The organism is Aquabacterium sp. OR-4, from assembly GCF_025290835.2.
GTDB lineage: Bacteria > Pseudomonadota > Gammaproteobacteria > Burkholderiales > Burkholderiaceae_C > Pseudaquabacterium.
Genome location: NZ_JAOCQD020000001.1, coordinates 775121 through 800124 on the forward strand (window position 1 = coordinate 775121; position 25004 = coordinate 800124).

Here is a 25004-nt window from a genome sequence, read left to right on the forward strand (position 1 = left end):
GCGCTCCGTCCGCATTGGTGCCTACAAACCTGGCCGGCGAGATTTGTAGTTCAGCTACAAGTCACACCACGATGGGCTGTGGTTGATTGGCCACATTGCCCCCGGATTTTCCCGTATTTCCAAGGGATTACACCGATCAAATGGGGCCATTCAGGCCTCGATCCGAGAGGTTGGCACCGCGCCTGCGCTTGCCCGTCAATCTAGTTTTAGTACAAACTTGTGTCGTTGCAGATTTTGCAATCCCTGTCGGAATGCCCTGGCCGCACGGCCGCCAGGGGGCGGGGCGATCAAGGGCACGAGGAGATCAACATGACGACATCCATCCGGCGCGCGCGCAGCGGTCGCGGCCAAGCGGGGTTCCAGGTGCGGCCGGTGGCCGTGGGCTGCGCCATGCTGTTGCTGGGCGCCAGCGAGCTGGCCATGGCGCAGCAGGCCAGCCAGGAAGTGGTGGTGACCGGCATCCGCCGCGGCATCGAGAGCGCGATCTCGGTGAAGAAAAACGCCGACGGCATCGTCGAGGCGGTGTCGGCCGAAGACATCGGCAAGCTGCCCGACAGCAGCATCGCCGAAGCGCTGGCACGCCTGCCGGGCCTGACGGCGCAACGCGTGAACGGCCGTGCCCAGGAGATCCAGGTGCGCGGTCTGGCCGGGCAGTTTGCGAGCACGCTGCTCAACGGGCGCGAGCAGGTCAGCACCGGCGACAACCGGGCGGCCGAGTTCGACCAGTACCCGTCCGAGCTGCTGGGCGGCGTGTCGATCTACAAGACGCCCTACGCCAACCTGGTGGGTCAGGGCCTGTCGGGCACCATCGACCTGCAGACGGTGCGGCCGCTCAACTTTGCCAGCCGCTCGATCGCGGTGAACCTGCGCGGCGAGCGCAACTCGATGGGCAGCCTCAATGACGGCGGTTCCGGGGCCAATGGCAGCCGCTTCAGCGCCTCGTACATCGACCAGTTCGCCAACCGCACCATCGGCGTGGCGCTGGGCTATGCGCGCCTGGATTCGCCCAACCAGAACCAGTACTACCGCAGCTGGGGCTACCCCAGCGGCAGCGGCACGATCGGCGCCACCACCTACAACGATGTGCGCCTGCCGGGCGGCATCCAGGTGCGGGCCGAGTCGGCCGAGCAGGTGCGCGACGGCCTGATGGCGGTGCTGCAGTACAAGCCGAACAAGGACTTCGAGAGCCTGGTCGACCTGTACTACTCGAAGTTCGAGAAAACCGCGCTGCAGCGCGGCTTCGAGAGCGGCCTGGCCTGGTCGGGTGCCACGCTCACCAACCCCAAGGTGAGCGGCGCCACGCAGACCGCGCCCAACACCTACAGCGGCGGCGTGCTCACCTCGGCAGACTACGTGGGCGTCAAGCCGGTGTTCCGGCATGACCTGAACACCCGCGAGGACGAGATCAAGGCCATTGGCTGGAACAACAAGCTCAAGCTCGCCGGCTGGACCGCCACCACCGACCTGAGCTGGTCGAAGGCCACGCGCTCGGAGTCGATCCTCGAGCTGTACTCGGGCACCGTGCCCGGCAGCACCGGCGCCACCGACACCTTCACCGTCAACCTGCCCGATGGCGGCGGCGTGCCCAGCATCCGCGCCGGGCTGAACTACGCCGATCCGTCGATCATCCGCCTGGTCGATTCGGGCGGCTGGGGCCAGGCCGGCTACCTGAAGCAGCCCAAGGTGAGCGACGAGCTCAAGTCGGTGCGCATGGGGCTGCAACGCGATGTCTCGGCGGGCTTCGTCAGCCGCATCGACCTGGGCGCCAACTACACCGAGCGCGAGAAGTCGCGCGACGTGCCCGAGTTCTTCACCGACCTGAAGGCCGCGCCCACCACGGTGCCGGCCAGCATGCTGCGCGGCAGCACCTCGCTGGCCTTCGTCGGCATTCCGTCGATGCTCAGCTACGACCCGGCCCAGGCCCTGGCCCAGCTGTACACGCTGCGCGCCAACGTCAACAACGCCGACATCATCAACAAGCAGTGGACGGTGCGCGAGAAGATCAGCACCGGCTACCTGAAGGCCGACATCGACACCGAGGTGATGGGCAAGGGCCTGCGCGGCAATGCCGGCGTGCAGGTGGTGCACACCAACCAGAGCTCGACCGCCTACGACGTGGATCTGTCCGACCGCTCCAAGCAGCGCCAGCAGACCGCCGGCACCACCTACACCGATGTGCTGCCCAGCCTGAACCTGGCGCTGTCGCTGAACGAGTCGCAGGTGGTGCGCCTGGGCATGGCCAAGCAGATGGCCCGGCCACGCATGGACGACATGCGCGCCACGCGCAAGTTCGACGTGGACACCAGCCGCGTGCCGACGGTGTGGACCGGCGACGGCGGCAACCCCGAGCTCAAGCCCTGGCGCGCCGACGCGCTGGACCTGTCGTTCGAGCAGTACTTCGGCAACAAGGGCTACGTGGCCCTGGCCGGCTACTACAAGGACCTGAAGAGCTACATCTACAAGCAGAAGGTGCCGCGCAGCTTTGCCGGCGTCACGGTGCCCACCGGCAAGACCGCGCCCACCTCCGACATCGGCCTGTTCGAGCAGCCGGCCAATGGCAGCGGCGGGTCGATCAGCGGTGCCGAGTTCTCGCTGTCGGTGCCGCTGTCGATGCTGAGCAAGTCGCTCGACGGCTTTGGCGTGGTCTACACCGCGTCGGTCACCGAGAGCCAGATCCAGCCCTTCGGGCCGGGTGACACGCGGCCGCTGCCGGGCCTGTCGAAGAAGGTCTGGAACCTGACCGGCTACTACGAGAAGTACGGCTTCTCGGCACGTGCCAGCTACCGCTACCGCGGCCCGTACGTGGCCGAGGTCACCGGCTTCGGCGCCGACCGCGCGTTCGAGTACGCCAAGGCCGAGAGCATCGTCGACCTGCAGCTGGGCTACGAGTTCAGCAGCGGGCCGGCCAAGGGCCTGTCGCTGCTGGTGCAGGTGAACAACGCCACCAACGAGCCCTACGAGGAGTACTACAACAACGACCCGACCCAGGTGCGCCAGAACACCAAGTACGGCCGCACCATGCTCTTCGGCATCAACTACAAGATGTGATGCCGCCGGCGCCGCGGCCTGCCGCCACGGCGCCGCGTCGGGTACCCCGGGCCCTGCGCTGCCGCTGCAGCCAGGGCCTTGTGCATTGAACGCAGGCGAGGCTGGCATGCAGGACGAACGTGCAGTGCGCGAGGTGGTGGTCGTGGGCGGCGGCAGCGCCGGCTGGATGGTGGCCGCCGCGCTGGCCCAGGTGCTGGAGGGGCGCGTGCGCATCCAGCTGGTGGAGTCCGACGAGATCGGCACCGTGGGCGTGGGCGAGGCCACCATTCCGCAGATGCGCCTGTTCAACGGCGCGCTGGGCATCGACGAGCACGAGTTCCTGCGCGCCACCCAGGGCACCTACAAGCTGGGCATCGAGTTCGTCGACTGGGGCCAGCGCGGCGAGCGCTACCTGCACAGCTTTGGCAGCGTGGGGCAGGACCTGGGCCTGGTGCCCTTTCACCACTACTGGCTGAAGATGCAGCGCCAGGGCGGCGCGCGGCCGCTGGGCCACTACTGCCTGAACACCGTGGCGGCGCTGGCCGCGCGCTTTGCGCCGCAGGCCCGGGCGCCCGGCCTGCCGACGCTGGACACCGCCTACGCCTACCACTTCGACGCCGGGCTGTACGCGCGCTATCTGCGCCACTACAGCGAGGCCCGGGGCGTGCTGCGCACCGAAGGCCGCATTGCCGATGTGCAGCTGCGTGCGGGCGACGGCCATGTGCAGGCACTGCAGCTGGCCGACGGCCGGCGCATCGAGGGCGAGCTGTTCATCGATTGCTCGGGCTTTGCCGGCCTGCTGATCGAGCGCGCGCTGCACACCGGCTACGACGACTGGAGCCACTGGCTGCCGTGCGACCGCGCCGTGGCCGTGCCCTGCGAGCACCGCGCGGCGCCCCAGCCCTACACCCGCGCCAGTGCGCGCGGCGCGGGCTGGCAGTGGCGCATTCCGCTGCAGCACCGCATCGGCAACGGCCAGGTGTTCAGCAGCCGCCACCTCAGCGAGGACGAGGCCACCGCGCAACTGCTGGCCACGCTGGACGGCCCGGCGCTGGCCGAGCCGCGGGCGCTGCGCTTCGTCACCGGCAAGCGGCGCAAGCTGTGGCACCGCAACGTGGTGGCGGTGGGCCTGGCCAGCGGCTTTCTCGAGCCGCTGGAATCCACCAGCCTGTACCTGGTGCAGGCCAGCATCTCGCGGCTGCTGCAGTTTTTTCCCACGCGCGACTTCGAGCCGCTCAACACCGCCGAGCACAACCGCCAGGCCGATGCCGAGTTCGAACGCGTGCGCGACTTCATCATCCTGCACTACCACCTCACCCGGCGCGACGACACGCCGTTCTGGAACCATGTGCGCACGATGGAGGTGCCCGACAGCCTGCGCGAGAAGCTGGCGCTGTTTGGCGCCACCGGGCGGCTGTTTCGCGCGCCGCAGGACATCTTCAGCGAGCCCAGCTGGCTGCAGGTGGCGGTGGGCCAGGGCCTGGTGCCGCAGGCGCACCAGCCGCTGGCCGACGTGCTGAGCCACGACGAGGTGGCCTTCTTCCTGGGCAACATCGAGCAGGGCGTGGCGCGGCATGCGGCCGCCATGCCGCTGCATGCCGACTACCTGGCCGCGCACTGCCGCGCCGCCTGACGCCACACGGTCACCGCTGCGTCATCGCCCGGTCATGCTCGGCTAGGATGGCCACATGCCCCTGCCCGCCGCCAACCCGACCTCCGGCGCCGATGTGTCCACCGTCCGTGCCGGCGCGGATGTGCCCACCGGCCGTGCCGGCGCGGCCGGGCGCCGCGCGCTGCTGCAGGCCCTGGCCGGGCTGTGCGCCGGCACGCTGCCGCTGCCGCTGCGCGCCTGGGGGGCCGACCCGGTGCCGCAGTGCGGCAAGGGCGCACCGCCGGCCTATCCGCCGGTGGACAAGCCGCCGCTGCTGCAGTGCTGGGTGGACGGCCTGCGCCAGGACGGCCCGCTGCCCGACTGCAGCCCGCTGCGCCAGCAAGACCATGTGCTGCTGATCCGCCTGAGCGCCAGCTATGTGGCCGCCGGTGGCATCGAGGAGCAGCTGGGCCGCATCGGCGCGGTGTCCAACCTGAAGGGCATGCCCTACTGGTCGTTCACCGACCGCCAGCGCCAGCCGCTGATCCGCGAGGCCTATGCCATCGAGTCGCCCGGCAGCACGAAGCCGCGGCCCGACTTTGCGCCGGCCGAGCTGCGCCGCGGGCAGGACGTGTTCTTCGTGCACAGCGACAACCGCTCGTCGGCCCTGGTGCCCTTTGCCATGCGCCTGACCCAGCAGGGCCCGGGCAGCTTTGCGCTGCGTGTGGAGAACCTGGGCGATGTGCGCTTCATGGGCTTCACGGTGCTGGCGCCCGGCGAGATCCAGTGGGGCGTGAGCCTCGAGCACCTGGGCGGCAACCGCTTCGGCTACCGCAGCATGCTGGGCCTGCGCAAGCTGCGCATGGGCTCGGCCGACAAGCACCGGCTGTCGAACCTGGCGCGCGTGGTGGCGATGTTCGATCTGCTCAGCGGCCGGTTGACCGAGATCGAGTCGTACCGCTGAGCGGCCGGGCTCCGGCCGCGGCCTACTGGCGCGGCGCCCTCGGCGTCGGCGCCGGCACCAGCAGCACGCCGTGGCGTGCCGGCAGCTGCAGCTGCAGCCAGCCCTGGCGCGCCTGCAGCGCCGGGCCGCCCAGCAGATCGGCAAAGCGCGTGTCGGCCGGCAGGCCGGCCGGCAGGGCCACGCGCAGGCTGCGCGGCCCATCGGCATTGCTGTAGCCGGTGATGGCCCAGCGGGCCGGCGCGGCGGCCTGGCCGGTGCCGCCACCCGTGCCCGGGCCGGGCGCCAGGCGGCGCGCCAGCACCAGCGCCTGCTCGTCCACATGCAGCGGCGCCAGCAGCGTGCCGCGGCTGAGCACCGGGTGGGCCTTGCGCAGCGCGATCAGGCGGCGCACCTCGTCTTCGAGCACGGTGTCGGGCTGGCCGCCTTCGTCGGCCCAGGGGTAGGGCGCGCGGTTGTACGGGTCTTCGCCGCCGCCCAGGCCGACCTCGTCGCCGTAGTAGATGGCCGGCGCGCCGGGGTAGCTCAGCTGCAGCAGCATGGCCAGGCGCAGGCGCTGGCGTGCCAGGGCGCGCTGCGGCGCGGGCGTGGTGGCGCCCTTGTCGCCCAGCACCCAGCTGGCCCGGGGCTGGTCGTGGCTGGAGAGCAGGTTCATCAGCGCATGAAAGGCCGGTGGCGGCACCTGCTCGCGCAGGTGCTCCAGCTGGGCCGCCATGGCCTGGGCACTGCCGCCCGCGGCCCAGTCGAGCACCGCGTTGCGGAAGATGTAGTTCATCGTCGAGTCGAACATGTCGCCCAGCAGGTGCTTGGCGGGGTCGAACCAGGTCTCGGCGATGGTCAGCGCGTCGGGCCGGGTGGCCTTGACCACGCCGCGCCATTCGCGCCAGAAGTCGTCGGGCACCCAGGGCGCCACATCCATGCGCCAGCCGGCGGCGCCGCGCTGCAGCCAGTGGCGCGTGACCGAGTCGGGCGCGCGGTAGGCAAAGTGGCGCCACGCGGGGGCGTTCTTGTCGAGCTCGGGCAGGTCGGTCACGCCAACCCAGCCCTGGTACTGCTTGTCGGGCTCGCTCTGGCTGGTGTCGAAGCGGTACCAGCTGGCATAGGGCGAGGCCGGGTTGGGCCGGCCGCCGGCAAAAGCACCGACAGGAGCGCCGGCCGACGGCCCGCTGCCCGCGTGGTTGCCAAAGCGGTCGAAGTACACCGAGTCGCTGCCGGTGTGGTTGAGCGAGGCATCGGGGATGAAGCGCAGGCCCAGGCGCGCGGCGCTGGCGGTGAGGCGCTCGAAATCGGCATTGCTGCCAAAGCCGGGATCGATGCGGTGGTAGTCGGCCGTGTCGTACTTGTGGTTGCTGGCGGCCAGGAACAGCGGCGTGCTGTAGATCGCGGTGATGCCCAGGCGCTGCAGGTGCGGCAGCTTGTCGATCAGGCCGGCGATGTCGCCGCCGAAGAAGTCGTTGTTATAGAACGAGTCCGAGCCATCGCCGCTGCCGGGCCGGTAGGGCGTGCCGATCCAGCGCGCCTGGGCCTCGATCTGGTGGTGCTGGTGGTAGCGGCGCGTGCCGGGCTGCGGGTCGTTGCGCCGGTCGCCGTTGCGAAAGCGCTCGGGAAAGACGTAGTAGTACACCGCCTGCTGTGCCCAGGCCGGCACCCGGAAGCCCGGCTGGTAGACGCTGAGCCGGTAGCGCCGGATGGCGGTGGGCGAGGCCGGGCCGGCGGCCGGCATGGCCGCCACCGTGGCCAGGCCGCCCACACCCTTCTCGCGCGTCCAGGCCAGGGGTTCGGCGTTGTTGTGCAGCACCCAGGTCTGGCCGCCGATGCGGGCCTCGAACCAGTAGCCCTGCACGCCCACGGCGTTGAACTGCCAGGTCGCGCTGAACTGCTCGCGGCCCGCGCCCAGGCGTGTGCGCTGCATCGGCACCCGTGCCAGCGCGGTGTAGCGCAGCACGCTCTGGTCGCCTTCGAGTGTGCGCTGCTCGAGCACCAGCGTGAGGCTGTCCACGCCCGCGGCCGCCGCCACCGCGAAGCGCACGCGCTGCCCGGCCGGCACGGCGCCAAAGGGCTGCTTGTGCGCCAGCGCGCGCGAGTCGTAGCGCAGGCTGCGGGCCACCGGGTCGCTGACCTCGGCTGCGCGCAGCTCGGTGAGCTGGCAGCGCGGCTGGCCGGGCATCAGCGCCTGGCAGTCGTCGATCTGCAGTTGCGGCGGGCCGCCGGCCACCGGCCAGCGCAGCACCAGGCGGTGCAGGCCGCCGGCAAAGTGGCGCTGCAGCTCGCGGCCGCGGGCGGCCAGCGTGAGCGGGCCGCTGGCGGGCGGCATGGCCGCGCCGCCGGGCCCGGCGGGCTGGCCGAAATCGGCATCGGCGCTCCAGGCCTCGTCGCCGAGCTTGAAGCGCTGCTCGCCCTCCAGCGGCAGCACCAGCTCGTGGCGATCGCAGGCCCAGGGCAGGCGCTGGCGCTCGTCGGCCGTCCAGCCGTTGAGGCTGCCGCGCAGGTACAGCGTGCGGCCGGCCAGCGGGTCGGGCTGGCAGCCGGCCGGCGGGCTGCCGGGGGCGGCGGGCGTGGTGGCTGCGTTGGGTGCGTTGGCTGCGTTCGCTGCGGTGCTGGCGATATTGGCGGTCGAGGGCGCGGGTGCGGGCTCGGCCGCCGTGGCGCTGCCCGCGGCGGCCAGCAGCAGCGGCAACAGCAGGGGACGCCAGCTTGCCGGCGTCAGCGCGCGGCGCAGCGCGGCGCTCATTGCACGCGCTTGTAGTTGCTGTAGCCGCCGGCCGTGCTGGGTTGCGGCTTGAGCACCCACACGGTCTGCGGCGGCAGGCTGGCCATCACCATGCCGGCCTGCAGATTGACCACCTGGCCGCTGAGCTGGTCGACCAGGTTGTCGCCGTCCATCAGCTTGGAGTTGGCCACCATCACCGTGGTGTCGATGGCGGTCTTGCCCGGGTTGGCGATCACCAGCACGGTGTCGGTGGCGCGGTCGGTGTGGCGCTCGAAGGCCAGCACGTTGCCGCTGGCCTCGGCGCTGCGGAAGTCGCCCACGCGCAGCGCGCGGTGGGCCTTGCGCAGCGCGGTGAGCTGGCGTGTCCAGGCCAGGTCGGGGTGCTGGGCGGCCACGCGGTCCCAGCGCATCGGGCCGCGCATCTCGGGGTCGTCGCCACCTTCCATGCCCACCTCGCTGCCGTAGTACAGGTTCACCGCGCCGGGCAGCGTGAACATCAGCACCTGGGCCAGACGGCGGGCCTTGGCGTCGGGGATGGTGGTGGCCACGCGGAAGGTGTCGTGGTTGTCGAGGTAGAGCCAGCTCTTGAGCAGGTGCTCGTAGTCGGCGTCGCGCAGCATGCGGGCCGTCATGCGCTGGAAGGCGGGCGCGTCCAGCGTGCCGTTGGCCAGCGCGATCAGCAGCTTGCGCAGGCCGAAGTGCATCACGCCGTCGACCGACGGGAACCACTCGCGCGGGTAGTTCGGAATCTCGCCCAGCACCAGCGAGCCGGGCTTCTCGGCATGCGCGGCGCGGGTCAGCTCGTCGAGGTAGCGAAAGCCGATGTCGAAGGCCACGTCCAGGCGCCAGCCGTCGGCGCCGTCGCGCAGGTAGCTGCGCACCACCGAATCGGGTGCGCCCCACAGGTGCTGGCGCACGGCCGGCAGCTCGAGGTTCAGCTCGGGCAGGTTCTGTGCGTTCCACCAGGTGCGGGTGCCGCCCTGGTACTGCGGGCCGAACACGAACCAGTCCTTGCTGCCGGCCTCGCCGGCGGCGGGCACGCGGCCTTCGCGCTCGGCCTCGGCGGCGCGGTAGCGTGGCGCGTTGCGGCCCATGTGGTTGAACACGCCGTCGAGCACCAGCTTCAGGCCGCGGGCGCGGGCCTCGGCGGCCAGGCGGCGCAGGTCGTCGCGCGTGCCGTACTCGGGCGAGATCTGCTGGTAGTCGAGCGCGTCGTACTTGTGGTTGGTGTAGGCCAGCACGATCGGGTTGAGGTACAGCACCTCGGCGCCGAGCTGCTGCACATGGTCGAGGCGCGCGGTGGTGCTGGCCAGGTCGCCGCCCCAGAAGTCGATCTCGTGGCTCCAGAGCTTTTCGGCCTCGAGGTAGCGGCCGCGGCGCGGCTCCTCGGTCCAGCCGCGCAGGGTCTTGGGCGCCGGGTACAGCGCGCGCTTGGCCGCCAGGTTGGCGCTGGGCGCAAAGCGGTCGACCAGCACCTGGTAGACGATGGCGCCGTTGCGCCAGTCGGCCTCGCGCTGGGTGTAGCGGCCGGCCAGCGGCGCGTCAAAACTGTTGGCGTAGGTCATCGGGGTGGGGGTCTGGGCCAGCGCGCCGGCTCCGAGCTGGGCCGCCAGCGTGGCGGCAACAAGAAGGGGCTTCATGAGGCGGGTCATCCTTTCACGCCACCGGCGGTGAGGCCCGAGACGATCCAGCGCTGCGCCGCCAGGAACACCAGCGTGATCGGCAGGCCGCTCAGCACCGCGGCGGCGGCGAAGTCGCCCCACAGGTACTTCTGCTCGTACAGGTAGAACTTGCTGCCCACGGCCAGCGTGAGGTTGGGCTCTTCGCGCAGCAGCACGCTGGCCACCGGGTACTCGATGATGGTGCCGATGAAGGCCAGCACGAACACCACCATCAGGATCGGCACGGCCATCGGCAGCAGCACGCGGCGAAAGGCCTGCCAGTGCGTGGCGCCGTCGATCTTGGCGTTTTCCTCGATCTCGACCGGGATGGTCTCGAAGTAGCCCTTGATCGTCCAGATGTGCGTGGCCACGCCGCCGCAATAGGCCACCACCAGGCCGGCATGCGTTTCAACGCCCAGCCAGGGCAGGCTCTGGCCGATGCCTTCGAAGATGGCGTAGATGGCCACCAGCGCCACCGCCACCGGAAACATCTGCAGCAGCAGCATGCTGTTGAGGATGAGCGTCTTGTGCGCAAAGCGCAGCCGCGCAAAGGCATAGGCCGCGGTGGTGGAGATGGCCACGATCAGCAGCGCCGAGACGGTGGCGATCTTGATGCTGTTCCACAGCCACAGCAGCACTGGAAAGGGCGGCTGCACCAGCGTGCCGTCGGGCCGCGTCACGGCCATGCCCAGCGCCAGCTGCCAGTGCTCCCAGCTGATGGTGCTGGGGATCAGCGAGCCGGTGGCAAAGTTGCCCGGCCGCAGGCTGATCGACACCACCGCCAGCAGCGGAAACAGCGTCAGCGCGATCAGCACCCACAGCCCGACATGCAGCGCGCGCACGCGCCAGCGGTGGCTCTTGCCGGTGACCAGGGCCATGGTGCTTACCTCTTGGCGGGTGGCGCATCGGCGCTGCGCATGAAGCGCAGCTGCAGCAGCGCCATCAGCGCCACCATGCCGAAGATCAGGGTGGAGATGGCCGCGGCCAGGCCGAAGTTCTGGCCGGCGTCGGTGAAGGCGATGCGGTAGGTGTAGCTGACCAGGATGTCGGTGGTGCCGGCCGGCAGCTTGGTGTTCAGGACGTCGGGCCGGCCGTCGGTGAGCAGGCTGATCAGCACGAAGTTGTTGAAGTTGAACGCGAAGGCGCTGATCAGCAGCGGCATCAGCGGCCGCACGATCAGCGGCGCGGTGATGCGGCGGAAGTTGGTCCAGGGGCCGGCGCCGGCAATCGCCGAGGCCTCGTACAGATCGGCCGGAATGGCCTTCAGCAGCCCGGTGGCCAGCACCATGATGTACGGGTAGCCCAGCCAGGTGTTGACGATCAGCAGCATGGCCTTGGCCAGCAGCGGATCGGCAAACCAGGCCGGGCGGATGCCGAACAGGCCATCGAGGATGGCGTTGATCTCGCCGAAGTTCTGGTTGAACAGGCCCTTGAACACCAGGATCGAGATGAAGCCCGGCACGGCATAGGGCAGGAACAGCAGCGTGCGGTACAGCGTGCGGTGCTTCAGCCCCTCCCAGTTCAGCGCCACGGCCAGGCCCAGGCCCAGCGCGGTTGAGAAGATCACGGTGAGCGCCGAGAAGGTGACCGTCCAGCCGAAGATGGCGACGAAGGGGCCGCGGAAATCGGCATCGGCGAGCATGCGCTGGTAGTGCGCGAAGCCGATGCCCACCTTGAAGCCGGGCGTCAGCACCTGGCCCGGCGCGGTCTCGAAATAGCCGGTGTCGAGGTTGGGCCTGGCCAGCGTGCCATCGGCCGTGCTCCTGAGGCTGCCATCGGCCTGCCCCAGCCACAGCGGCTTGACCGGGGCGAACTCGCGCAGGCCGGCATAGCCCAGCACCGCGCCGCCGGGGACCTGGATGCGCAGGGCCTGCAGCGCCGGGCGCAGCGCGATGCGCTGGCGCAGGTCGGCGGGCGTGCCGGTGGCCGTGCCGGCATTGAGTGTGGCGGTGATGGGCGCGGCATCGGCAGCGGGCGGGCGGTCGAGGTCGAGCACCGCCGTGCTCAGCACCGGGCCGTCGCGGCCATCGGCCGGGGTCAGCGTCAGGCGGTGGCCCGAGGCCTCGCGCAGCAGCGCGAAGTCGTAGGCGCCGGCCTCGTCGAACTCGCGCTGGTCCAGCAGGTAGGCGCGGGCACGCTCCTGGCTGAGCAGGTGCGCCGAGGCGTAGTTGGTGAAGCCGATCTGCACCGTGTACAGCAGCGGAAACGCGGCAAACAGCAGCATGCCGGCCACGCCCGGGAACAGGTACTTCCAGGCGACGTTCTTGCCGGCGCTGGCGTAGAGGGTGAGTGCGGTGGCGCCGGCGGCGAGCAGGCCCAGCGCCCACATCGGCTGGCCGGCGGCGTAGGTGCGGAAAACGGCCCACAGCAGGATGAGTGCCGTGGCCGCTGCGACGGCATGTCGCGTCAGCGAGGAGGCTCTTGGTGCGCTCACGTTGCTTGTTTCTTGTGCTTGTCGTCGCGGTTGCCGCAAGCCGCGGCCCGCAAGGGCCAGGCGCCTGTGACGCTCATTTCACAAGCATCCGCGCCGCCGCGCCATCCAGCGCCTCTTTGGGCGGCTGTCGGCCCTGGGTGATGGCCTCCAGCGCCGCGTCCATCGCCGGCCAGAAGCGGCCGACCTCGGGGATGTTTGGAATCGGCGCGCCGGCGCGGACATTGGCCATGGTGGCGCGGATCAGCGGATCGGCCGACAGCTCGGCGTAATAGGCCTTGTTGGCCGGCGTGCCCAGCGGCACGTCGGCCGAGATGGTCTTCAGGCCGCTCAGCGACAGCACATGGTGCTCGAGGAACTCGCGCGCGATGTCCTTGTGCGGGCTGGGCGCGGTGATCATGCAGCCCAGCACGCCCACGAAGGGCTTGGCCGCCTGCCCGGCCACCGAGGGGATCGCCGCCACGCCGAAATCGATGCCGGCCTTGCGCGCGTTGTCCCAGGCCCAGGGGCCGCTGATCATCATGGCCACCTTGCCGGCGGCGAACTGCGACTCCATGTCGCTGTAGCGCGCGCCACGCGGCAGCGTGCCGCCCTCGATCAGGCGCGACAGCATCTGCGCGCCGGCCAGCGCGCCGGGGTTGTTGATGCCCACCTGCCGCGTGTCGGGCTCGCCGCGGGCATCGGCGCCGAAGATCTGGCCACCAGCCGCGGCCAGCATCGGCCAGGTGAAGAAGGCCTTGTTGTAGTCCCACAGCAGTGCGCGGGCGCCGCCGGCCTTGAGCTGGGCATCGAGTGCCGGCACGTCCTCGAAGCGCGTGGGCGCCACCGGCACCAGGGCCTTGTTGTGGATCAGGCCGATGGCCTCGAAGCTCACGGGATAGCCCCAGACCTTGCCGCGCCAGGTCCAGGCACGCCAGGCGGCGGGATCGATGGCGTCGCGCACCGCGCGGCCGGTGTGCACCGGCACGATCAGGCCGGCGCGGGCCCACTCGCCGGTGCGGTCATGCGGCCAGCAGAAGATGTCGGGGCCCTTGCCGGCGGCGGCCGCGGCCTGGAACTTGTCGGGCGCGGCCTCGGGGTGCTGCACCACCACCGTCACGCCCGAGGCGCGGGTGAAGGCGTCGCCCACCTGCTGCAGGCCGTTGTAGCCCTTGTCGCCGTTGATCCACACCAGCAGGCGCGGCGGCGCGGCCGCGGCCTGCAGTGCAGCGCCCAGCAGCGCCAGCATGCAGGCCCCGCGCCTGGCGAGCCGGCCGGCCGATCGCCCGCGGGCCGCATGGGCGCGATCGGCCGGCTGGGGTGCGGCCCGGTGCGCGGCCCGCACGGTCAGCGGCGGCCGTGGGCCTGTGCGACCGCTCAAGCCGCCACCGCCGGCCGCAGGCCCGCCGCCGGCGTGGCCTGCACCAGGCGCCGGAAGGCCAGGCCCTGGGCGTCGAACAGGTAGCAGGCCTCGGGCGGCAGCCACAGCGGCATGGCATCGCCCTGGCGCGGGCGCAGGCGGCCGTCGAGCTGGCAGGTGAGGGTGTCGTCCTCGGCGCCGGCAAAGTGGCTGTAGGCCTGGGTGCTGGAGCCCAGCGATTCCACAAAGGTGATGCGGGCGTCGATGGTGTTGCCGTCGCTGCCCCCTTCGGCGGCGCCCAGGTGCTCGGGGCGGATGCCCAGCGTCACCTTGTCGCCGGCCTTGGCGCGGGTGGCATCCACCCGGGCGCGGATCAGGCTGCCGTCGGGCAGCTTCACGGTGGCCTCGCCCGCCACCACGGCCACCAGCTCGGCGCCGATCAGGTTCATCTTGGGGCTGCCGATGAAGCCGGCCACGAACAGGTTGTCGGGGTGCTCGTACAGCGCCAGCGGCGAACCCACCTGCTCGATGCGGCCGGCGCTCAGCACCACGATGCGGTCGGCCAGGGTCATGGCCTCGACCTGGTCGTGGGTGACGTAGATCATCGTGGTCTTGAGCTCGTCGTGCAGCTTGGCAAACTCGTAGCGCATCTTCACGCGCAGCGCGGCGTCCAGGTTGCTCAGCGGCTCGTCGAACAAAAACACCTCGGGCTTGCGCACGATGGCGCGGCCGATGGCCACGCGCTGGCGCTGGCCGCCCGACAAATCCTTGGGCTTGCGCTTGAGCAGGTGCTCGATGTGCAGGATCTTGGCGGCGTTGTGCACCGCGGTGTCGATCTCGGCCTTGGGCACCTTGGCCAGCTGCAGGCCGAAGGCCATGTTCTCGTAGAGGTCCATGTGCGGATACAGCGCATAACTCTGGAACACCATCGCGATGCCGCGCTCGGCCGGCGGCACCTCGTTGACCAGGCGGCCGCCGATGCTCAGTTCGCCGCCGCTGATGTCTTCCAGCCCGGCAATGGTGCGCAGCAGCGTGCTCTTGCCGCAGCCCGAGGGGCCGACGAAGACCATGAACTCGCCATCGCGCACCTCGAGGTTCACGTCACGCAGCACATGCGTGTCGCCGTAGCTCTTTTGCACATTCACCAGTCGCACATCGGCCATGGGTTTGTCACCTCGGGCTGCACCGCGCTGGGGCGGGCTGCCTTGTTGTTGCTGTGGCCAGGCCGGCACGGCCCATGCATGGGGTGTGGGTGGCCTGTTGTAGAGAATATACAGATCGTTTGGTGCGGTGACAACGGTGCTTGCCCGCATCGCCAAATGCCGAACACTTGAAAAAACAAGCACTTAGCGATTTTCAAGACCAACCTCGGGGAATCCCGATGTAGGATAACTACACAAACAGGCCGCCAGTGGCGATACTTTCCGTCCCCAAGGAGTGGTGCCCATGCCCAAGACCCTGTCCTCTGCTGCGTCTGCCGATGCGGCTGCCTCCCAGGCCGCCGGCCTGGCGGCCGAGTTCCAGCGCCTGTACCGCCGTGCGCTGGCCCAGCGCAGCGATGCCGAGCGCGACAGCGCCACCTCGGCCGCCGCGGCCGAAGCCGCCCGCACGCTGCTGGCCGAGCGCTGGGCCGCCACCCAGGCGGCCGATGCCCAGCGCGGCGCCAAGGCCAAGCGGGTGCACTACCTGTCGATGGAATTTCTGATGGGCCGCGCCATGCACAACGCGCTGGCCGCGCTGGGGCTGGACGGCCAGTTGAGCGCCACCCTCGGCAAGGCTGCGCCCTCGCTGCAGGCGCTGATCGAGCACGAGCCCGATGCCGCGTTGGGCAACGGCGGCCTGGGCCGGCTGGCGGCGTGTTTTCTCGATGCCTTTGCCTCGCTGGGCCTGCCCAGCTTTGGCTACGGCCTGCGCTACGAGCACGGCATGTTCGCGCAGCTGATCCAGGACGGCCGCCAGATCGAGCTGCCCGACGAGTGGCTGCGCAACGGCAACCCGTGGGAGCTGCTGCGCCCCGAGCTGCGCTACCCGGTGGGCTTTGGCGGCATGGTGGTGGCCGAGGGCGGCCTGCGCCGCTGGGTGCCGGCCGAGATCATCCTGGCCCAGGCCTACGACTTCATCGTGCCCGGCCACGCCACCGAGCGCGTGAGCACGCTGCGCCAGTGGAACGCCCAGCCCTCGCATTCCATCGACTTTGCCGCCTTCTGCCGCGGCGAGCACCTGGCCGCCGCCGCCCATCTGCTGGAGAGCGAACGCCTGAACTGGGTGCTGTACCCCGACGACAGCACGCCGGCCGGCCGCGAGCTGCGGCTGCGCCAGGAGTTCTTTCTGGTCAGCGCCTCGGTGCAGGACATGCTGGCGCGCCACCTGCGCGAGGCCCGCGACGACATCCACAGCTTCGGCCGCTGCAACGCGGTGCACCTGAACGACACCCACCCGGCCCTGGCCCCGGCCGAGTTGATGCGCCTGCTGCTCGATGAACACGGCCTGGGCTGGGACGAAGCCTGGGCCATCACCCGCCAGGCCACCAGCTACACCAACCACACGCTGATGCCCGAGGCGCTGGAAACCTGGGCCATGCCGCTGTTCGAGCGCCTGCTGCCGCGGCACCTGGAAATCGTCTACGAGATCAACGCCCGCTTCCTGGCCGAGGTGCGCGCGCGCTTCCCGCACGACGAGGCGCGTGTCTCGCGCATGTCGCTGATCGACGAGCAGGGCGAGCGCCGTGTGCGCATGGCCACGCTGGCGGTGGTGGCCTCGCACACCGTCAACGGCGTGTCGGCGCTGCATTCCGAGCTGATGGTGCAGACCCTGTTTGCCGACTTTGCCGCGCTGTGGCCCGAGCGCTTCACCAATGTCACCAACGGCGTCACGCCGCGGCGGTGGCTGGCCCAGGCCAACCCCGGCCTCACGGCCCTGCTCGACAAGACCGTGGGCGAGGGCTGGCGCGCCGATCTGGGCCAGCTGGGCAAGCTGGCCGCCAAGGCCGCCGGCAAGAAGCTGGGCCAGGACTTCCTCAAGACCAAGCGCGCCAACAAGCTGCGCCTGACCGAGTACATCCGCCGCGAGCTGGGCCTGGCGGTAAACCCCGACAGCCTGTTCGATGTGCAGATCAAGCGCATCCACGAGTACAAGCGCCAGCTGCTGAACCTGCTGCATGTGGTGGCGCGCTACCAGGCCATCGTGGCCCATCCCGAGGGCCCCGATGGCCAGGGCTGGCAGCCGCGCACGGTGATCTTTGCCGGCAAGGCCGCCTCGGCCTACGTGGCGGCCAAGCAGATCATCCAGCTGATCCACGACGTGGCGCGGGTGGTCAACAGCGATCCGCGCGTGGGCGACCGCTTGAAGCTCGTGTTCCTGCCCAACTACGGCGTCAGCCTGGCCGAGATCATCATCCCGGCGGCCGACCTGAGCGAGCAGATCAGCACCGCCGGCACCGAGGCCAGCGGCACCGGCAACATGAAGTTCGCGCTCAACGGCGCCTGCACCATCGGCACCTGGGACGGCGCCAACATCGAGATGGCGCAAGGCATGGGCGAAGACAACATGTTCGTGTTCGGCCTGCGCACCGAGCAGGTGGCACAGGTCAAGGCCGCCGGCTACGACCCGCGCCTGCACTACGAAGAAAACCGGCAGCTCAAGGGCGTGCTCGACGCGATTGCCGGCGGCGCCTTCTCGCACCACGACCACGACCGCTACAAGGGCCTGGTGCACACCCTGCTGACGCGTGATCCGTACCTGCTGCTGGCCGACTTTGGCAGCTACCTGGCCACGCAGCTCGAGGTGGATGCGCTGTACGCCCAGCCCGCCGCCTGGGCCGAGCGCGCGCTGCGCAACATCGCCGGCATGGGTTTCTTCAGCGTCGACCGCACCATCGGCGAGTACCGCGACCGCGTCTGGGCGGTCATTTGAGTCCCCCCCGAAGCGCCTGCGGCGCCTCCCCCCGGGGGGCGCCGCCAGCGGCCCGGCAAAGCCGGTTCCGCGGCGGCCGCTGGGTTAGATCGCCGCATGTCATCCGGCTGGCGCACACTCAACCCCCATGCTGAGCGACGACGATCTGGCCGCGCTGCGCGAGGCGCGGCACCCCGACCCCTTTGCCGTGCTGGGCCTGCACGCGGTGGGCAAGGCGCTGTGGGCGCGCGCCTTCCTGCCCGGTGCGCGGGCCGTGACCCTGCGCGACACGGCCACCGGCCGCGCCGTGGTGGATCTGCCGCCGCGGCTGGATGCCCAAGGCCAGGCCAGCGGCCTGTTCGAGGCCCCGGTGCCGCGCCGCGTCAATGCCTTCGACTACCGGCTCGACATCACCTGGGCCGATGGCAGCAGCAGCCTGCTGGGCGATGCCTACCGCTGCGGCCCGCTGATCGGCGAGCAGGATCTGCACTACCTGGGCGAGGGCTCGCACCTGCGGCCGTTCGAGGTGCTGGGCGCGCATCCGCAAACCCTGGGCGAGGGCGTGCAGGCCATCGCCGGCACGCAGTTCGCGGTGTGGGCGCCCAATGCGGCGCGGGTCAGCGTGGTGGGCAGCTTCAATGGCTGGGACGGCCGCCGCCACCCGATGCGCGGGCGCGGCCCGTCGGGCGTGTGGGAGCTGTTCATTCCCGGCGTGGCGCCGGGCGACCTGTACAAGTTCGAGATCCGCACGCGCGACATGGGCGATGGTGGCGCCGTGCTGCCGCTCAAGGCCGACCCCTACGCCCGCGCCAGCCAGCTGCGCCCGGCCACCGCCAGCGTGGTGGCCGCGCCGCTGCCGCCGCGCCGCGCGCTGCCGGCCGGCCGCGCCGAGGCCAACCGGCGCGATGCGCCGATGGCGGTGTACGAGGTGCACCTGGGCTCGTGGCGGCGCCATCCCGATGGCCGCTTTCACAGCTGGGACGACCTGGCCGCCGCGCTGCCGGCCTATGCCGCCGGCCTGGGCTTCACCCACATCGAGCTGCTGCCGATCAGCGAGCACCCGTTCGACGGCAGCTGGGGTTACCAGACCCTGGGCCTGTATGCCACCAGCGCCCGCTTTACCGCGCCCACCGATGACGGCGCCCGCAGCGGCGACCCCGAGGGCTTCATGCGCTTTGTCGCCGCCTGCCATGCGCAGGGCGTGGGCGTGCTGCTGGACTGGGTGCCGGCGCACTTTCCGTCCGATGCCCATGGCCTGGCCCAGTTCGACGGCAGCGCGCTGTACGAGTACGCCGACCCGCGCGAAGGTTTCCACCGCGACTGGAACACGCTGATCTACAACTTCGGCCGCCACGAGGTGCGCAACTTCCTGGTCGGCTCGGCGCTGTACTGGATCGAGCGCTGCGGCGTGGATGGCCTGCGCGTCGACGCCGTGGCCTCGATGCTCTACCGCGACTACTCGCGCCCCGCAGGGCAGTGGATTCCCAATGCCCAGGGCGGGCGCGAGAACCTCGAGGCCATCGCCTTCCTGAAGCGCACCAACGAGGTCATCGGCGCCGAATGCCCCGGCGCCATCACCGTGGCCGAGGAGAGCACGGCCTTTGCGGGCGTCAGCGCGCCCACCTTTGCCGGCGGCCTGGGTTTTCACTTCAAGTGGAACATGGGCTGGATGAACGACACCCTGGCCTACATGGCCGAAGACCCGGTCAACCGCCGCTGGCACCACGGCCGCATGACCTTCGGCATGGTCTACGCGTTCAGCGAGAACTTCGTGCTGCCGCTCTCGCACGACGAGGTGGTGCACGGCAAGCGCAGCATCCTGGGCCGCATGCCCGGTGATGACTGGCAGCGCTTTGCCAACCTGCGCGCCTACTACGGCTTCATGTGGGGCCACCCCGGCAAGAAGCTGCTGTTCATGGGCCAGGAGTTTGCGCAGCCCACCGAGTGGAACCACGACACCGAGCTGCCCTGGCAGCTGCTGGGCGATGCCCGCCACGCCGGCGTGCAGCGCCTGGTGGGCGACCTGAACCGCCTGATGCGTGCCCAGCCCGCGCTGCACCGGCTGGATGCCGAGGCCAGCGGCTTCGAATGGGTCAGCGCCGACGCGGCCGACGAATCGGTGCTGGCCTGGGTGCGGCGCGACGGCCAGGGGGGTCAGGTGATCGTGCTCAGCAACCTCACGCCGGTGCCGCGCGAGGGCTTTCGCCTGGGGGTTCCGGAGGGTGTCGCCGCCTGGCAGGAGGTGCTCAACACCGACTCGGCCCACTACGGCGGCAGCAACCTGGGCAATGGCGGCGCGCCGCTGCGGGTGCGGCCGCAGCCGGCGCACGGGCGCATGCAGTCGATCACGCTGACCTTGCCGCCGCTGGCCACGCTGTTTCTGGTTCCTGCCCCTGTTGAATCGACATGACCGCATTGCCCGACACGATCGAAGAAGGCCGCCACGAACCCATGGGCGCGCTGGCCCGCGACGGTGGCGTCAATTTCGCGGTGTTCTCGCAGCATGCCCAGCGCATCGACCTGTGCGTGTTTGATGGCGACGGCGTGCGCGAGCTGCGCCGCTACCCGCTGCATGGCCCGCACGACGGGCTGTGGCACGGCTTTCTGCGCGGCGTGGGCCCGGGCCTGGTGTACGGCCTGCGCGCGCACGGCCCCTACCAGCCCGAGCACGGCCACCGCTTCAACCCGCACAAGCTGCTGCTCGACCCCTGCGCGCGCGAGATCGTCGGCCGCTTTCGCTGGGCGCCCGAGCACCACGGCTACGAGGTGGGCCACCCGGAGGGCACACGTTCGCTCGACAAGCGCGACAACGCGGCGCAGGCGCTCAAGGCCCGCGTGCCACCGCCGCCGCTGCCGGCGGTGAACCACCACCCGCGCGTGGCGCCGGCCGACCTGGTGCTCTACGAGGTGCATGTGCGTGGCTTCTCGATGCAGCTGCCGGGTGTGCCGGCCGAGTTGCGCGGCACCTATGCCGGCCTGGCGCATCCGGCGGCCATTGCCCACTTCAAGCGCCTGGGCGTCACCAGCCTGAGCCTGCTGCCGGTGCAGTACCACCTCGATGAAGCCGGCCTGGCCGCGCGCGGCGCGGTCAACTACTGGGGCTACAACACGCTGGGCTTCTTCTGCCCCGACCCGCGATTTGCCCAGCGGCCCGACGACCCCAGTGCGGTGAACGACGAGTTCCGCGCCATGGTGGCCACGCTGCACGACCATGGCCTGGAGGTGCTGCTGGACGTGGTCTACAACCACACCGCCGAGGGCAGCGAGGCCGGCCCGACGATCAGCTTTCGCGGGCTGGATCACGCCAGCTGGTACCGCCTGGTGTCGGGCGACCACAGCCGCTGCGAAAACCTCACCGGCTGCGGCAACACCGTGCACACCGCGCATCCGCGCGTGTCGCAGTTCGTGCTGGACTCGCTGCGCTACTGGGTGCAGGAGATGGGCGTGGACGGTTTTCGCTTCGACCTGGCGCCGGTGCTGGGCCGCACCCGCCACGGCTTCGACCCGCATGCCGCGTTTTTTACCGCGCTGAAGCAGGACCCGGTGCTCAACCGCGCGCACCTGATCGCCGAGCCCTGGGACATCGGCCCCGACGGCTACCAGGTGGGCCGCTTTCCGGGCCGCTGGCTGGAGTGGAACGACAAGTTCCGCGACACGGCGCGCCGCTACTGGATCGGCCGCAGCAACGGCATGGGCGTGAGCCGCGGCGAGTTTGCGCGGCGCTTCACCGCCAGCAGCGACCTGTTCCACCACGGCCAGCGGCGGCCGAGCGCCAGCGTGAACTTCATCGTCGCGCACGACGGCTTCACGCTGATGGACCTGGTGAGCTACAGCCGCAAGCACAACCAGGCCAACGGCGAAGACAACCGCGACGGCCGCAACGACGAGCCCGCCACCGGCTTCGGCACCGAGGGCCCCACCGCCGAGCCCGGCCTGGTGGCGCTGCGCCAGCGCGTGCGCCGCGCCATGCTGACCACGCTGATGCTGGCCCAGGGCACGCCGATGCTGTGCGCCGGCGACGAGATCGGCAACACCCAGGGCGGCAACAACAACGCCTACTGCCAGGACAACCCGACCACCTGGCTCGACTGGGCCGGCGCCGACACCGACCTGGCCGCGTTTGTGGGCGAGCTGGCGGCCCTGCGCCGGGCCGAGCCGGCGCTGCGCCACGACCGCTGGTTTCAGGCGCGCAGCACCGGGCCCGACGAGCGCTCGCTGAGCTGGTTTGCGCCCAGCGGCCACGAGATGCAGGTCAATGACTGGCACGACGCCCAGCAGCAGGCCCTGGCCTGCCGCATCAACGGCGAGCCGCCCGAGCGCGTGGGCCACCATGCGCTGCTGCTGGCCTTCAACCCCGAGGCCCTGGCGCTGCCCTTCACGCTGCCCGCGCCCGGGCCGTGGACGCTGCTGCTCGACAGCAGCGGCGACCTGAGCGCCGCTCACCGCGCCGCCCATCCGCAAGGCGCGGGCGAGGTGCTGCGCGTGCCGCCGCAGTCGGTGGTGGTGCTGCGGCAGCTCAACCCCTGATCGCCGCCCGGCCACGGCACCACGAACCGCGAACACGAGAGACAACGCGCCATGAACCTCCACCAACGCGCCTCGGGCGTGCTGCTGCACATCACCTCGCTGCCCGGCCCGCATGGCATTGGCGACTTCGGCCCGGCGGCGCGGCATTTCGTCGACTGGCTGGCCGGCTGCGGCCAGCGCATCTGGCAATGGCTGCCCACCACGCCGATCGGCCCCGGCAACTCGCCCTACCAAAGCGTCTCGGCCTTTGCCGGCAGCCCGCTGATGGTGGCGCTGGAGCCGCTGATCGCGGCCGGCTGGCTGGCCGCACCGGCCACCGTGCCGCCACCGCACCGCGACGCGCTGGGCATTGCGCGCGTCGACTTCGGCGCCGTGATTCCCTGGCGCATGGCCCAGCTGCGCGAGGCCTTTGCCGGCTACAGCGCGCGCAGCACGCCGGCCGAGCGCGTGGCGCTGGCGGCCTGGGCCCAGGCCCAGGCTGAAACCGGCGACTGGCTGGACGACTACTGCCTGTTCATGGCACTGGAGACCGCCCACGGCGGCCAGCCCTGGTGGCTGTGGCCGGCGCCGCTGCGCGCCCGCGACGCCGCAGCGCTGAGCGCCGCGCGCGCCGAGCACGCCACCGAGATCGCCTTCTGGCAATGGCTGCAATGGTGTTTTGACACCCAGTGCGTGGCGCTCAAGGCCTATGCCAACAGCAAGGGCGTGAGCATCCTGGGCGACCTGCCCATCTTCATCGCCCACCACAGCGCCGACTGCTGGGCACGCCCTGACCTGTACGAGCTGGACGCGCACTTCCAGCCCACCGTGGTGGCCGGCGTGCCGCCCGACGACCTGGGCCCCGAAGGCCAGCGCTGGGGCAACCCCATGTACCGCTGGGAGCGCATGGCCGCCGAGGGCTGGGCCTGGTGGACGGCGCGCGTGAAACGCATGCTGCACCAGGCCGATGCCTTCCGCATCGACCACTTCCGCGGCTTTGCGGGCTACTACGAGATCCCGTCCAGCAGCCCCGATGCGCGCACCGGCCAGTGGAAGAAGGGCCCGGGCAAGGCGCTGTTCGATGCCATTTCCAAGGCCTTGGGTGATGTGCCCATCGTGGCCGAAGACCTGGGCTTCATCACGCCCGACGTGCACGAACTGCGCGATGCGCTGGGCTACCCCGGCATGAAGATCCTGCAGTTCGGCTTTGGCGGCGACGGCGAGCACGAGTTTCTGCCGCACAACTGGCGCCGCGACGTGGTGGTGTACACCGGCACGCACGACAACGACACCGCCCACGGCTGGTGGCATGCCGCGCCCGAGCGCGAGCGGCGTTATGCCGGCACCTACCTGGCCTGCGGCGCGCACGATGTGCACTGGGCCATGATCCGCGCCGCGCTCAACTCGGTGGCCAACCTGGCCATCTTTCCGCTGCAGGACGTGCTGGGCCTGCCCAGCGCCCACCGCATGAACGTGCCCGGCACCCTGGGCGACCCGAACTGGACCTGGCGCTTCGACTGGCCCATGGTGGGCGACGAGCCCGGCCGCGTGCTGGGCCTGCTGACCGCCGCCAGCGGCCGTGGCGCGTTCGAGCTGCTGGGCGTGGGCGTGCCGGAGAAGCGGCCGCCGCCGGCTTCTTACTGAGCTTCAGCCGGCCCGCATCGGCAAGGCGCTGTCGGCCTCCGCCTCCGGCCACAGCGCCGGAAAGTAAAAGCGCAGCGCGTGCAGCGGCAGGCCGAACCTGACCTTGCCCTGCACGCTGTCGCTGACCAGCAGCCCGCGCTTGACAAGGGCCGTGAGCAGGTTCACCGCCGTGCGGTCACCCAGGCCGGTCATGCGCTTGAACTCGCCCCGCTCGATTTCCAGGCCGGTGACGAACAGGTAGTGCAGCGGCCGCAAGGCTTCCAGGCGCACGCCGTTTTTCAGCACCTCCTGCTCGAAGCTCAGGCAGGCGGCGATTCGTTGATCGATGGCGCCCAGGTTCAGCATGCCGCGCATGAAGGCCACCTGATCCAGGCAGACATCGAGCACATAGTCGATCCAGCTCACCAGCGCCGCTTCGCTGAGGTTGCCGCGGCCATCCAGGTCGCCGCGGCGTGGCTCGTCGGCAGCCGCCAGCAGCGCGTAGTACCGGTCCACGCTGCGTGCAAAGCCGCGCAGCGGCGACCACAGGCCACCGGTGTAGCCCAGCGCATTGAGGGCCGCATGCGTGTGCAGGCGCATCACCCGTCCGTTGCCATCAACGAAAGGGTGAATCCAGCCCAGGCGCTGGTGCGCCGCGGCCACCGCCACCAGCGTGGCGTCACCCCGCCGCACGCCACCGTAGAACGACGCCCAGCGCGCCAGAAACTCGCCCAGGCTGGCGGCGGTGGGCGCCACATGCTGGCCCACACTCACCTCGCGTGTGCGCCATTGGCCGGGCTCGATGGGCGTGCCTTCATCGGTGTTTAGATCGGCGGCGGGCAGCCTGGCAAACAGCGCGCGGTGGATGTGCTGCACGGCGCCGGGCGTGTACAGCGCCGCCATGCCGTCCGGGCCGGCAAAGCGCGCCTCCAGATCGGCCTCCGTGTCGATGTGCGCGATGGCCAGGCGCTGGCGCGCGGCCAGCTGGGCGTCTTGCGAAAAATCCTTGTGCAGCGCCTGCTCCAGCTCGTAGGGGCGCGTGTGCTGGCCCTCGATGCGGTTGGAGTAGTACGAATTCATGGCCCGCAGCAGCGTGCGCAATTCGGTGCCCAGCGGCTGGCTGGCCAGCGAGGTGGCCGCCAGCGCCAGGTCATGCGCCTTAGCCAGCAGCGGCTCTTGCCGCGCGGCAGAAGGCAGCAGGGGTTCAAACTGGTGGGGGGCGTTGTACATGTACGCTCTTGCGAACTCAGATGCTGCCATAACC

The 25004-nt window shown here is 70.5% G+C and carries 14 protein-coding genes; 7 read left to right on the forward strand and 7 right to left on the reverse strand.

Annotated features, from left to right (window positions below):
- The first annotated feature begins 309 nt into the window (after nt 1–309).
- From N4G63_RS03260 to N4G63_RS03270, 3 genes are all read left to right on the forward strand, one after another.
- Nucleotides 310–3048 (forward strand): TonB-dependent receptor, encoded by a 2739-nt coding sequence (locus N4G63_RS03260; RefSeq protein WP_260788800.1) that lies wholly within the window; start codon nt 310–312, stop codon nt 3046–3048.
- A 106-nt stretch (nt 3049–3154) separates the two neighbouring features.
- The gene (locus N4G63_RS03265; RefSeq protein WP_314599337.1) at nt 3155–4660 is read left to right on the forward strand and encodes a tryptophan halogenase family protein; all 1506 of its coding nucleotides are present in this window, start codon (nt 3155–3157) and stop codon (nt 4658–4660) included.
- A gap of 55 nt (nt 4661–4715) precedes the next feature.
- Nucleotides 4716–5582 (forward strand): DUF6675 family protein, encoded by an 867-nt coding sequence (locus N4G63_RS03270; protein ID WP_260788798.1) that lies wholly within the window; start codon nt 4716–4718, stop codon nt 5580–5582.
- A gap of 22 nt (nt 5583–5604) precedes the next feature.
- On the opposite strand, the gene N4G63_RS03275 is transcribed toward N4G63_RS03270, so the two are convergent.
- The 6 genes from N4G63_RS03275 to N4G63_RS03300 form a co-directional block, all read right to left on the reverse strand.
- Nucleotides 5605–8310 (reverse strand): glycoside hydrolase family 13 protein, encoded by a 2706-nt coding sequence (locus N4G63_RS03275; protein WP_260788797.1) that lies wholly within the window; start codon nt 8308–8310, stop codon nt 5605–5607.
- Nucleotides 8307–9929, reverse strand: coding sequence for an alpha-amylase family glycosyl hydrolase (locus N4G63_RS03280; protein WP_260788796.1), 1623 nt, complete (start codon nt 9927–9929; stop codon nt 8307–8309). The genes N4G63_RS03275 and N4G63_RS03280 overlap by 4 nt, the downstream gene beginning before the upstream one ends.
- A gap of 8 nt (nt 9930–9937) precedes the next feature.
- Nucleotides 9938–10828, reverse strand: coding sequence for a maltose ABC transporter permease MalG (gene malG / locus N4G63_RS03285; RefSeq protein WP_260788795.1), 891 nt, complete (start codon nt 10826–10828; stop codon nt 9938–9940).
- A 5-nt stretch (nt 10829–10833) separates the two neighbouring features.
- Nucleotides 10834–12384, reverse strand: coding sequence for a maltose ABC transporter permease MalF (gene malF / locus N4G63_RS03290; protein ID WP_260788794.1), 1551 nt, complete (start codon nt 12382–12384; stop codon nt 10834–10836).
- Between the two features lie 73 nt (nt 12385–12457).
- Nucleotides 12458–13609 (reverse strand): maltose/maltodextrin ABC transporter substrate-binding protein MalE, encoded by a 1152-nt coding sequence (malE, locus tag N4G63_RS03295; RefSeq protein ID WP_260788793.1) that lies wholly within the window; start codon nt 13607–13609, stop codon nt 12458–12460.
- A gap of 128 nt (nt 13610–13737) precedes the next feature.
- Complete coding sequence (locus N4G63_RS03300) at nt 13738–14883, reverse strand: ABC transporter ATP-binding protein (RefSeq protein WP_260788792.1); 1146 nt, start codon at nt 14881–14883, stop codon at nt 13738–13740.
- A 283-nt stretch (nt 14884–15166) separates the two neighbouring features.
- Here N4G63_RS03300 and N4G63_RS03305 point away from each other — a divergent pair, with 283 nt between their 5' ends.
- The 4 genes from N4G63_RS03305 to malQ all read left to right on the forward strand — a co-directional run bounded on the left by N4G63_RS03305 (nt 15167) and on the right by malQ (nt 23761).
- Nucleotides 15167–17632: a glycogen/starch/alpha-glucan phosphorylase gene (locus tag N4G63_RS03305; RefSeq protein WP_260788791.1), complete on the forward strand. Its 2466-nt coding sequence runs from the start codon at nt 15167–15169 to the stop codon at nt 17630–17632.
- 127 nt (nt 17633–17759) lie between these two features.
- The gene (gene glgB, locus N4G63_RS03310; protein ID WP_314599338.1) at nt 17760–20021 is read left to right on the forward strand and encodes a 1,4-alpha-glucan branching protein GlgB; all 2262 of its coding nucleotides are present in this window, start codon (nt 17760–17762) and stop codon (nt 20019–20021) included.
- Nucleotides 20018–22138 carry a glycogen debranching protein GlgX gene (gene glgX / locus N4G63_RS03315; RefSeq protein ID WP_314599339.1) on the forward strand — a complete coding sequence of 707 codons (2121 nt, stop codon included), beginning with the start codon at nt 20018–20020 and terminating at the stop codon, nt 22136–22138. The genes glgB and glgX overlap by 4 nt, the downstream gene beginning before the upstream one ends.
- A 51-nt stretch (nt 22139–22189) precedes the next feature.
- Nucleotides 22190–23761, forward strand: coding sequence for a 4-alpha-glucanotransferase (malQ, locus tag N4G63_RS03320; RefSeq protein WP_314599340.1), 1572 nt, complete (start codon nt 22190–22192; stop codon nt 23759–23761).
- Between the two features lie 3 nt (nt 23762–23764).
- Here malQ and N4G63_RS03325 read toward each other — a convergent pair whose 3' ends face one another.
- Entirely contained in the window at nt 23765–24970 is a 1206-nt protein-coding gene (locus tag N4G63_RS03325) for a Fic family protein (protein ID WP_314599341.1), read from the reverse strand.
- Between the last annotated feature and the right edge of the window lie 34 nt (nt 24971–25004).

Bases quoted from the DNA above. Each gene is read 5' to 3' on its own strand.
- N4G63_RS03305 (WP_260788791.1), top strand. From the start codon at position 15,167: ATGCCCAAGACCCTGTCCTCTGCTGCGTCTGCCGATGCGGCTGCCTCC.
- malQ (WP_314599340.1), top strand. From the start codon at position 22,190: ATGAACCTCCACCAACGCGCCTCGGGCGTGCTGCTGCACATCACCTCG.
- N4G63_RS03270 (WP_260788798.1), top strand. From the start codon at position 4,716: ATGCCCCTGCCCGCCGCCAACCCGACCTCCGGCGCCGATGTGTCCACC.
- N4G63_RS03275 (WP_260788797.1), bottom strand. From the start codon at position 8,310: ATGAGCGCCGCGCTGCGCCGCGCGCTGACGCCGGCAAGCTGGCGTCCC.
- N4G63_RS03265 (WP_314599337.1), top strand. From the start codon at position 3,155: ATGCAGGACGAACGTGCAGTGCGCGAGGTGGTGGTCGTGGGCGGCGGC.
- N4G63_RS03325 (WP_314599341.1), bottom strand. From the start codon at position 24,970: ATGTACAACGCCCCCCACCAGTTTGAACCCCTGCTGCCTTCTGCCGCG.
- N4G63_RS03300 (WP_260788792.1), bottom strand. From the start codon at position 14,883: ATGGCCGATGTGCGACTGGTGAATGTGCAAAAGAGCTACGGCGACACG.
- malE (WP_260788793.1), bottom strand. From the start codon at position 13,609: ATGCTGGCGCTGCTGGGCGCTGCACTGCAGGCCGCGGCCGCGCCGCCG.
- malG (WP_260788795.1), bottom strand. From the start codon at position 10,828: ATGGCCCTGGTCACCGGCAAGAGCCACCGCTGGCGCGTGCGCGCGCTG.
- glgB (WP_314599338.1), top strand. From the start codon at position 17,760: ATGCTGAGCGACGACGATCTGGCCGCGCTGCGCGAGGCGCGGCACCCC.
- glgX (WP_314599339.1), top strand. From the start codon at position 20,018: ATGACCGCATTGCCCGACACGATCGAAGAAGGCCGCCACGAACCCATG.
- N4G63_RS03260 (WP_260788800.1), top strand. From the start codon at position 310: ATGACGACATCCATCCGGCGCGCGCGCAGCGGTCGCGGCCAAGCGGGG.
- N4G63_RS03280 (WP_260788796.1), bottom strand. From the start codon at position 9,929: ATGAAGCCCCTTCTTGTTGCCGCCACGCTGGCGGCCCAGCTCGGAGCC.